This window comes from Nonomuraea rhizosphaerae (assembly GCF_019396405.1).
Lineage (GTDB): Bacteria > Actinomycetota > Actinomycetes > Streptosporangiales > Streptosporangiaceae > Nonomuraea > Nonomuraea rhizosphaerae.
Genome location: NZ_JAHKRL010000542.1, coordinates 1 through 10,049, shown reverse-complemented (window position 1 = coordinate 10,049; position 10,049 = coordinate 1). Strand labels below are relative to the sequence as shown.

8 protein-coding genes are annotated in these 10,049 nt (G+C 69.2%); 2 read left to right on the top strand and 6 right to left on the bottom strand.

The features are described from left to right. Positions 1 to 90 precede the first annotated feature (90 nt). Positions 91 to 1,248: a methyltransferase domain-containing protein gene (locus tag KME77_RS28125; protein ID WP_219471999.1), complete on the bottom strand. Its 1,158-nt coding sequence runs from the start codon at positions 1,246 to 1,248 to the stop codon at positions 91 to 93. A gap of 234 nt (positions 1,249 to 1,482) precedes the next feature. Between KME77_RS28125 and KME77_RS28120 the strand changes: the two genes are divergently transcribed. After that, a complete protein-coding gene (locus KME77_RS28120; protein ID WP_219471998.1) occupies positions 1,483 to 1,830 on the top strand; it encodes a putative quinol monooxygenase in 348 nt (115 codons plus the stop codon). A gap of 76 nt (positions 1,831 to 1,906) precedes the next feature. Here KME77_RS28120 and KME77_RS28115 read toward each other — a convergent pair whose 3' ends face one another. Continuing rightward, entirely contained in the window at positions 1,907 to 2,473 is a 567-nt protein-coding gene (locus KME77_RS28115) for a dienelactone hydrolase family protein (protein ID WP_219471997.1), read from the bottom strand. A 265-nt stretch (positions 2,474 to 2,738) separates the two neighbouring features. Here KME77_RS28115 and KME77_RS28110 point away from each other — a divergent pair, with 265 nt between their 5' ends. Continuing rightward, the gene (locus KME77_RS28110; RefSeq protein WP_219471996.1) at positions 2,739 to 3,950 is read left to right on the top strand and encodes a methyltransferase domain-containing protein; all 1,212 of its coding nucleotides are present in this window, start codon (positions 2,739 to 2,741) and stop codon (positions 3,948 to 3,950) included. A 168-nt stretch (positions 3,951 to 4,118) separates the two neighbouring features. Here KME77_RS28110 and ilvC read toward each other — a convergent pair whose 3' ends face one another. The 4 genes from ilvC to KME77_RS28090 form a co-directional block, all read right to left on the bottom strand. Further along, positions 4,119 to 5,102, bottom strand: a complete 984-nt coding sequence (gene ilvC, locus KME77_RS28105; RefSeq protein WP_219472000.1) for a ketol-acid reductoisomerase — start codon at positions 5,100 to 5,102, stop codon at positions 4,119 to 4,121. Between the two features lie 23 nt (positions 5,103 to 5,125). After that, on the bottom strand, positions 5,126 to 5,650 hold the full coding sequence (ilvN, locus tag KME77_RS28100; protein ID WP_219471995.1) for an acetolactate synthase small subunit: 525 nt from the start codon (positions 5,648 to 5,650) through the stop codon (positions 5,126 to 5,128). Beyond that, a complete protein-coding gene (locus KME77_RS28095) occupies positions 5,643 to 7,382 on the bottom strand; it encodes an acetolactate synthase large subunit (RefSeq protein WP_246610877.1) in 1,740 nt (579 codons plus the stop codon). Before KME77_RS28095 ends, ilvN begins: the two co-directional genes overlap by 8 nt. Positions 7,383 to 7,587: 205 nt before the next feature. After that, positions 7,588 to 10,049, bottom strand: a 2,462-nt coding sequence (locus tag KME77_RS28090; RefSeq protein ID WP_219471993.1) for a putative bifunctional diguanylate cyclase/phosphodiesterase, incomplete at its 5' end; no start/stop codon positions are given.

Genomic DNA, 10,049 nt, shown 5'->3' with positions numbered 1-10,049 from the left:
GTCGGGCTGTCCGGAGCCCACGGCCCCGGCGGCGAAATTGACGTCAACTCCCGCCTCCCGCAGCTCCGCGCCCCCTGAGCGGCAGGGGCCTCAGCCGGGGCCGAGCACGCGCGCCGGCTCGTCCAGCCAGATCCGCTGCCCGTCGCCGGTGACGGTCATCCCGAACCTGTCGCGGTGCGGCTCCCCCCACCTCACCCACCGGAAGTACGCGTCACTCACCTCGCCCCACAGAGGCCGGTCCCCCACCTGGTAGACCTCGTACTCTTCCGCCTCCGGTCGCCAGTCCACGACGGCCCAGGAGTACGGGTCGGCGGGGTCGGACAGCCACAGCCGGTACACCTCACCGTCCTCGTCATGATCCGCCGCGCTCTCCGACGTCAGCCCGGTCAGCGCCGTGATCGCCAGATCCGCACCCGCCGGGGCGAAGGCGATCGTGCGCGGGTCGACGCGGGTGGTGAGGTGATGCTTGTCCCCGGGTGTACGCGCCGCCCGGTCGGCCGGGTCGCGCTGGGAACGCATCATCATGTAGTCGGCCGAGCCCGGGAAGCGGCCGTACGCGCTGCCGTCCGGCGTGACGACCAGCCGCAGCTCGTGGCCACTGCCGAACCCCGGACAGTACGGCAGGACGATGACCCCGCCCGGCCGGGACTGCTCGATCCACGCGTACGGGACGTCACGGACACCGCAGGTGACGTGCACCCGATCGTACGGCCGCCCCCGCGGATGACCCGCGCCACCGTCGGCCACGACCAGGTGCGGGCTGACGCCGACGTCACTCAGGTTCTTGGCGGCCTGCCGAGCGACCTGGGGATCGACCTCGATCGACGTCACGCTGCCGCGCTCACCGGCCAGATGCGACAGCAGCGCGGCGGTCCACCCGGTGCCGGTGCCGACCTCCAGGACACGCTGCCCGGGCTCGACGTCCAGCCGCCGCAGCAGGCTGGTCACGGTGCTCGGGGCGGAGGCCGAGGAGGTGTAGTCCCCGGATCCGGCCGAGATGTGGGTGGCGCCGTCGTCGAGCTGGGTGACGAGGCTGGTGTCGCTGTACACGGCGTCCCACCAGGAGGCGGGATCCGCGTCGCGGTCGATGAGGCGGACGTCCTCCTGACCGAAGTACGCCAGCGCGCGGGCTGGGATGAACCTGTGACGGGGGATGGCGTGAAACGCGGCCCGGATGCGGTCCCCGACGGGCACGATGACGCCGACCTCGGCGATCAGCGCCTCCGTACGACCGGCGATGTCGATCACTTCTTGCCACCACTGCCGCCGTACTTGTTGCCCATGCCCGACTCCCCCGCCAGATGATCGCTTTTCGTGACCGTACGATCACCAAAGGCTTTCGGCAACCAGGTCGGGCGATCACACAGGCGCGCTCTCCACCGTGTGGACCTGCCGGAGCTTCAACCGAACCGGAAGCAGGTCGATCATTTCGGAGGCCGAACCCTCTGGAGGCAGCGGCGGTCGCGTCTCTATGCTGCGGAAATGGGATCGAGCATTTTCGTACGCGCACGGTTCGACGTCCATGACGGCCAGGCGGCGGAGTTCGAGGAGGTCGCCCGCGCCTTGGTCGAGCAGGCGGAACAGGAGCCCGGGACACTCACGTTCCGGTGGTTCTCCGCCGGCCCGGGCAGTTACATGGTGCTGGAGGAGTACGCCGACCCGGCGGCGGCGCTCGCGCACAACGAACACGCCGTGAAACTGCTGGAACGCGCCGCCCGATGCGCGGACATGACCTACGCCGAACTCCACGGCCCCGTCGGCCCCGACATCCGCCAGTGGGCCGACGCCCATCCTCAGGCCACCGTGTACCCCGACCTCGATGGAGCCTGAGGAGGCGGAACCAGGGCCGAAGTCCGTCCGCACGCAGCCCTCCCAACCATGCTGGGACGTCTGCCCGAGTCAGCACTCACAGGTCACCCAGGAAGTGCAAGCTCCGCCGCCAGGTGACCTCGGCCGCTTCCGCGTCGTGATCACGCAGACTCGCATCCGTGTAGAAGTGCCCGACACCCGGATAGGTGAAGACCTGCACGGCCGCGCCCGCGTCCACCGCGCCCTTCTCCCAGGCGGTGACAGCGGCGGGAGGCGCGAACGCGTCCGGGTCGGCGACGTGCACCTGTACGGGCAGGCCGGCCCGCGCCGACGCGGGAATGTCGGTGATCCCGTGGAGGAGCAGTACACCGGCCGCGTCCGGCTGCTCGGCCAGCAAGGACCCGACCACTCCGGCGCCCATCGAGACACCGGCGAGAACGGCGTCCGCCGGCAGTTCCCGGACCGCACCGCGAGCGCGTTCCACGATGGCCGCCCAGCCGATCCGATCCTTCAGGGAGAACCCGTCCTCGATCGTCGTGGCCACCTCACCCGCGTACAGGTCAGGCGTGACAACCTCATGCCCGGCGGCACGAAAACGGGCGGCGGCAGCGCGTTCGACAGGGCGGAGCCCGTACACGGAATGGAACAGAACAATGTGAGCCATCCCGTCATCCTCTCCCATCAGCACCGATGCACGTCGGCGAGCGCGATCCGCTCACCATCACCACCGCCTCATGATTGGACTTATCAGGTCACTTCTGGCGGATGCCTCGACGCCTTCGGGGGAGCCTGGACAGGCGATGCTTTCTCTGCGTAATCTCCGGACTACGGATCGCCGAAGAGCAGAGAGATTCACCTACCGCCTTCTCGCTCACGTCAGGCGATGATGTACGCGGCCACAGACCGAAGACAGCAGCGAAGGCAGGACTGTGAATCGGTTCGAGGGCGAACCAGCAGCGGCGGAACTGGCCGGGAAACTCGCCGATGAACTGGTGGAATCCGGCGACATCACCGACCCCGGCTGGCGGGAGATCTTCGCGGCCGTTCCACGGCACGTTTTCGTCCCTCATTTCGCCCGCGCCGAAGAATCTCCGGAAGAGACGCGCTACGCCCTGCTGAGCAGCGGCGATCCGGCACGGCATGACGAATGGCTCAACGGCGTCTACTCCAACGAGGCGCTTCCGACCCAGATCAACGGACACCCGGTGGAGGAGTTGTTCGCCGAGGAGAGCGGGCCGGGATGCCCGTCGAGTTCTTCGACTTCTCCGGGCTTGATGGCCTGGATGCTGGAAACGCTCGACCTCGGTGACGGTGACCGCGTGCTGGAGGCCGGAACGGGGACCGGCTACAACGCGGCGCTGCTCGGCGAGCGACTGGGCTCCGACCGCGTGACCAGCATCGACATCGACGCCCACCTGACCGCCCTGGCGCGGGAACGGCTTGCGGCCATCGGACTCCACCCCACCGTCGTGACGGGCGACGGCCGGAATGGATATCCGCCGGACTCCCCTTATGATCGCGTCATTTCCACGTTCGGGCTGGGATACGTCCCGGCGGCCTGGATCGAGCAGACCAGGCCCGGCGGGCGGATTCTCGTCCACATCGGAGGGATGCTCGGCGGGGCGATGCTGCTCGCCGAAGTGGGTGAAGGGAACACCGCGCACGGCCGATTCCTGACGCGGTGGGCCACGTTCGCGCCTTCACGTCATCCGACGCTGCTGGACGCGGCGCGCGACGGCGAGTCGAGCTGCGGGCGGACGCTTCTGGAGCCGGAGCTTCTCGCCGATCCGGCGTTCGGATTCCTGGCCGAATTGCATGTCCCGCGTGCGCGCCTTTATCGGGTCACCGGTAAGGACGGGCGGATCATCACCGGGTTGAAAAGGCACGACGGCTCCTGGGCGGAGATTCACGAGCCCGATTTCGACGGAAGCCGATGGGTGGAGCAAGGGGGGCCGGAGCGGCTCTGGGACCGGGTTGAGGACGCGTATGTGGTGTGGGAGAAGGCGGGACGGCCTGACTGGTCTCAGTTCACCTTCGAGGCGCGTCCGGAGAGTGTTCAGGTGGTGAGGTTGGAGGAAAGGCCGTGGAGGTTGCCGGTGCCCGCCCCGGCCTCAGGGCCGCATCTACGGCCTGCTGAATGAGCGACAAGCGCCACCACACTCCGAGGACGAAGCACGGGCTGATCGTGCTTGCCGCATGCCACCGATGGTGACGCTCCCGAAGAAACGACGGTGACGCCCGCGAGGGCGCAGCCCTCGCTCCGCGGGAAGGCGCCCGAGCGGAGCGAGGACCATGCCGGTGAAGGCCCCTCAGGCCTTGAGCCAGCTCATCATCGGACGCAGCTTGGCCCCCGTCTTCTCGATCGGGTTCTCCGCCAGCTCCTCCCGGTGCCGCTGGAACTCCTTGGTCCCGCTGTCGAACTCCTCCACCAGCTGCCGGGCGAACGTCCCGTCCTGGATCTCGCCCAGGATCCGGCGCATCTCGGCGCGGGTCTCGTCGTTGATGATGCGCGGCCCGCGCGTGTAGCCGCCGTACTCGGCGGTGTCGGAGACGGACCAGTACATCTTGGAGATGCCGCCCTCGTACATGAGGTCGACGATGAGCTTCATCTCGTGCAGGCACTCGAAGTAGGCGACCTCGGGCTGGTACCCGGCCTCGATCAGGGTCTCGAAGCCGGCCTTGATCAGCTCGGAGACGCCGCCGCACAGCACGGCCTGCTCACCGAACAGGTCGGTCTCGGTCTCCTCGGTGAAGGTGGTGCGCAGCGCGCCGGCGCGGGTGCCGCCGATGCCCTTGGCGTACGAGAGCGCCAGGTCCAGGGCCTTGCCGGAGGCGTCCTTCTCGACGGCGACGAGGACCGGCACGCCACGCCCGGCCTCGAACTGCCGCCGCACCAGGTGGCCGGGGCCCTTGGGGGCGACCATGCACACGTCGACGCCCTCGGGCGCCTCGATGAGGCCGTAGCGGATGTTCAGGCCGTGGCCGAAGAAGAGCGCGTCGCCCTCGACCAGGTTCGGGGCGACGGCCTCGGCGTACAGGTGGCGCTGGATGTGGTCCGGCGCGAGGATCATCGTGAGGTTGGCCTCTTCGACGGCCTCGGCGGGGGTGACGACCCGCAGGCCGTCGTTCTCGGCCTTCTCGCGGCTCTTGGAGCCCTCGGGAAGGCCGACGCGCACGTCGACACCCGAGTCACGCAGGGAGAGCGCGTGGGCGTGGCCCTGGCTGCCGTACCCCAGCACGGCCACGTGACGCCCCTGGATGATCGAGAGGTCGGCCTGGTCGTCGTAGAAAATCTCGGTCACTTCTGCAAAACCTTTCAGGCGGTACGGTCCAGTGCCCTGAGGGACCGGTCGGTGATGGAACGGGCGCCGCGGCCGATGGCCACCATGCCCGATTGGACGAGCTCCTTGATGCCGAACGGCTCGAGCACCTTGACGAAGGCTTCGAGCTTGTCGGGCGTGCCGGTGACCTCGATGGTCACGGCGTCGGACGCGACGTCGACGCAGCGGGCCCGGAAGAGCTGGACGAGCTCCAGCACATGGGAGCGGCTGTCGGAGTCGGCCTTGACCTTGATCAGCATGAGCTCACGCTGCACGGACTGCGAGGTGTCCAGCTCGACGATCTTGAGGACGTTCACCAGCTTGTTGAGCTGCTTGGTGACCTGCTCCAGCGGGAGCTCCTCGACGCTGACGACGATGGTCATGCGGGAGATGTCGTCGTGCTCGGTCTGCCCGACGGCCAGCGAGTCGATGTTGAAGCCGCGCCTGCTGAACAGCGCGGAGACCCGCGCCAACACACCGGGCTTGTTCTCGACAAGAACAGACAGCGTGTGCCTACTCATCTTCGCTCTCCCAATTCGGCGCCATGTCCCGGGCGATCTTGATGTTGTCGTTGCTCGTGCCCGCCGCGACCATCGGCCAGACCATCGCGTCCTGGTGGACCACGAAGTCGACCACCACGGGCACGTCGGTGATCTCCATGGCCTTCTTGATGGTCGCGTCGACGTCCTCGGGACGCTCGCACCGCAGGCCGACACAACCATAGGCGTCCGCGAGCTTGACGAAGTCGGGGATCCTGCGCGTCGTCTGGAGATCGGTGTTGGAGTAGCGCTGGTCGTAGAACAGCGTCTGCCACTGGCGGACCATGCCGAGGTTACCGTTGTTGATGACCGCGACCTTGATCGGCACCCCCTCCAGGGCGCACGTGGCCAGCTCCTGGTTGGTCATCTGGAAGCAGCCGTCGCCGTCGATGGCCCACACGGTGCTGTCCGGCCTGCCCATCTTGGCGCCCATGGCGGCCGGGACGGCGAAGCCCATCGTGCCGAGGCCGCCGGAGTTGATGAACGTGCCGGGGTTCTCGTAGCCGATGAACTGCGAGGCCCACATCTGGTGCTGTCCCACGCCGGCCACGTAGTACGCGTCGGGGCCGGCGATGGCGCTGAGCCGCTCCATGACGTACTGGGGGGCCAGGGAGCCGTCCTCGAACTCCTCGTACCCCAGCGGGTAGGTCTCCTTCATCCCGTTGAGCAGCTTCCACCAGTCGGCGTAGTCGCCCTGCCGGCCGGTGGCCTCGACGGCGCCGATCAGGTCGGCGATGACCTCCTTGCAGTCGCCCACGATCGGCACGTCGGCGTGGCGGTTCTTGGAGATCTCGGCGGGGTCGATGTCGGCGTGGACGACCTTGGCGTACGGCGCGAACGACGAGAGCTGCCCGGTCACCCGGTCGTCGAAGCGCACGCCCAGCCCGATGATCAGGTCGGACTTCTGCAGCGCGCCGACGGCCGTGACGGAGCCGTGCATGCCCGGCATGCCCATGTGCTGGGGGTGGCTGTCGGGGAACGTGCCGCGCGCCATCAGCGTGGTGATGACCGGGATGTTGGTCAGCTCGGCCAGCCGCAGCAGCTCGGGCGAGGCGCCGGACTTGTGCACGCCGCCGCCCACGTACAGGACGGGCCGCCTGGCCTCGGCGATCAGCTTGGCGGCCTCGCGGATCTGCTTGGAGTGGGGCCGCGTGACCGGCCGGTAGCCCGGCAGCTGCATGACGGGCGGCCACGAGAACGTGGTGTCGGCCTGCAGCGCGTCCTTGGAGATGTCGACCAGCACCGGCCCGGGACGCCCGGTGGAGGCGATGTGGAAGGCCTCCGCGATGGTCCTCGGGATGTCGTCGGCGTTGGTGATCAGGAAGTTGTGCTTGGTGATCGGCATGGTGATGCCGGAGATGTCCGCCTCCTGGAAGGCGTCCGTGCCGATCGCCCCGCTGGCCACCTGGCCGGTGATCGCCACGATCGGCACCGAGTCCATGTAGGCGTCGGCGATGGGCGTCACCAGGTTGGTGGCACCGGGGCCGCTGGTCGCCATGCACACCCCGACCTTGCCGGTGGCCTGCGCGTACCCCTCGGCCGCGTGGCCGGCGCCCTGCTCGTGCCGTACGAGCACGTGCCGGACCTTGGTCGAGTCGTAGAGGGGATCGTAGGCGGGCAGGATGGCGCCGCCGGGGATCCCGAACACGGTGTCGACTCCCACGTGCTCCAGTGCCCTGACCAGGGCCTGTGCACCTGTCATCCGTTCGGTCATCGGCTCGTTCCTTGCGTGGCTACACGATGAGGACATAAAAAATGCCCCTCTCCCACCCGGGGGGTGGGACTGGGGCGGCGCGCAGGTCGTCGTGCTTCGCTATCGGCCTGCGCGCCGGCGAAGTACTACGAGGATCTCACTGCGAAGCATGGCCACACCTTAGCCCCTCCTGAGGCCATGATGTCAACTTGGTGGGACTGATGTCTCAAACCGTGAGACTTGTTCTCATCAGGGAGTCGACTCCACGAGCCGCCATCGGGCGCGCCACCAGAAAGCCCTGCCCTCTGGTGCAGCCCATCTCCCGCAGGAGTTCGAGCTGCTCGGGACGCTCGATACCCTCGGCGACCACGATGAGGCCGAGGTCGTGCCCGAGCCGCACGATCGTGCGGGTGAGCAGGGTCAGCGTCTCGTCCATCCCAAGGCCTGAGACGAACGACGGGTCAATCTTGATCATGTCGACCGGGAGCTGCCGCAGGAACGCCAGCGACGCGTACCCGGTGCCGAAGTCGTCGATGGCCAGCCGCACGCCGAGGGCGCGCAGCTCGGACAGCCGCTTGATGGTCTCCTCGGCGTCCTCGACGAGCATCTCCTCGATCACCTCAAGGGTGAGCGCGGAGGCGGGCAGGCCGCTCTCGGCCAGCGCCTCCTCGACGGTCTCGACGAAGCGCGGGGCGGTGATCTGGCGGGCCGACAGGTTGAGCGACAGCCCGATGTCCCAGGAGGAGGCCCGCCAGGCGGCCACCTCGCGGCACGCCTCGCGCAGTATCCACTCGCCCAGCGGCACGATCAGGCCGGTGTCCTCGGCCGGGCCGAGGAACTGGTCGGGCGGCACGAACTCCGAGCCGCGCCACCACCGCACCAGCGCCTCCACGGCGGTCACCCGCGAGGTGGCGAGGTCGACGACCGGCTGGTACTCGATGGCGAACTGGTGCTCGATCAGCGCCCGCTGCAGGTCGGCGGCCAGCTCCAGCCGGCGGACGACGTCGGCGTGCATCTGCGCGGCGAACACCTCGACCCGCCGCCCGCCCAGCTCCTTGGCCCTGGCCATGGCGACGTCGGCGTTGCGGATGAGGTCGCCGGAGGGCATCTCGTCCTCGGCGAAGGCCACGCCCACGGACGCGGTCAGCGCCACGTCGCGGTCGGCCACCCGGAACGGCTCCTGGGAGACCGCTCTGACCAGCCGTTCGGCCAGGTCGACGGCCAGTTGCGCCTCGCCGCCGGTCTCCAGCAGCACGGCGAACTCGTCGCCGCCCCATCGGGCGAGCGTGTCGTCGGGGCGTACGGCCCCGCGCAGCCTGCGGGCCGCCTGCCCGAGCAGGTAGTCGCCGCTGGCGTGGCCGACGGAGTCGTTGACGGAGGTGAAGCCGTCGAGGTCCAGGAAGATCACCGCGACGTTGCCGGCCATCCGGCCGGACAGCACCTCGCGGGTACGCTCCTCGAAGTAGGAGCGGTTGGGCAGCCCGGTGACGCCGTCGTGGAAGGTGAGGTGGGCGACCTGGTTGCGCAGGGCCTCCTCGTCGCTGATGTCCCTGGTGGTGACCAGGAGTTGGTCCTCGCCGCCCACGTGGCGGGTGGCGACGGACTCGGTGGGCCGCCAGGTGCCATCGGCCGCGCGCACCCGGCAGGCGATCAGGCAGGAGCCCGGGCTGGGCACCTCCTCGTCGAGCCCCATCGCGCGCAGCGCGGACTGGATGCCGGGCACGTCCTCGGGGTGCAGGTAGTCGAAGATCGACCCGCCGACCAGCTCGTCGGGGCAGTAGCCGTAGGTGACCTCGACCCCGGCGCCGATCTCGTGCACGACGCCCTCGTAGTCGACGATCAGCACCACGTCGCCGGTGCTCTCGGCCAGCTCCCGCAGCTGCTTGTCGCCGAGCGCGACCTTGCCGCGCAGCCGGATGTTGGCCGAGGCCAGCACGAACATCCGGACGACCAGGAGCAGCACCACGGAGGCGGTCAGCACGACCACGCCGGTGACCGGCGTCTGCGGGGTGCTGCCCGCCAGGTGCACCAGGAGCGTGAAGGTGGCGACGGCGACCAGCACGAGCGGCACCAGGGCCATCACGTTGCCGAGTCCGCCGGCGGGGTTGCGCGGCTCGTCGGGGCGGTGCGCCCAGGGCACGGCGGCCAGCAGCAGGAACGCCACCGGCGCGATCATGAGGCTCCACATCGGCGGCTCGCCGCCGGTCAGCCGGGCGGCCGCGTCAGCCATCCCGGCCACGGTCGTGGTGGCCAGCACGCCCGCGCCGGCCAGGCCGAGCGGCCAGGACGCGGTCCGGCTGGTGATCACCGAGGGGATGACGAGGCAGGTCAGCAGCAGCGCGATCATCGGCGGCAGCATGGTGAAGGTGAACATGGCCGGGTCGCCCACGTCCATGTAGACCTGCTTCAGCGCGACCACCCAGGCGATCACGAACAGCGAGGCGGCGCACACGTAGGAGTCGGTGACGTGCCGCAGCGCCACCATGGCGGGCAGCTTGCGCCGGGCCGCGATGAGCGCGCCGCCCGCGGTGAGCACCGTGCCGAGCAGCACCAGGAGGTCGGCGAAGCTGACCGCGACGCTCGAGCTGTCGACGATCGGCCGCACCCCCATCCCCGCCGACCAGATGACGGCGCCGATGCCCATCCAGCGGGCGCCCATCGCCGCCGAGCGTCGCTCGGCGCCGATCC

What these genes read in the sequence shown, in the direction of transcription:
- KME77_RS28120 (WP_219471998.1), top strand. Translation starts at nt 1,483, where the DNA reads ATGGGATCGAGCATTTTCGTACGCGCACGGTTCGACGTCCATGACGGC.
- KME77_RS28115 (WP_219471997.1), bottom strand. Translation starts at nt 2,473, where the DNA reads ATGGCTCACATTGTTCTGTTCCATTCCGTGTACGGGCTCCGCCCTGTC.
- ilvN (WP_219471995.1), bottom strand. Translation starts at nt 5,650, where the DNA reads ATGAGTAGGCACACGCTGTCTGTTCTTGTCGAGAACAAGCCCGGTGTG.
- KME77_RS28095 (WP_246610877.1), bottom strand. Translation starts at nt 7,382, where the DNA reads ATGACCGAACGGATGACAGGTGCACAGGCCCTGGTCAGGGCACTGGAG.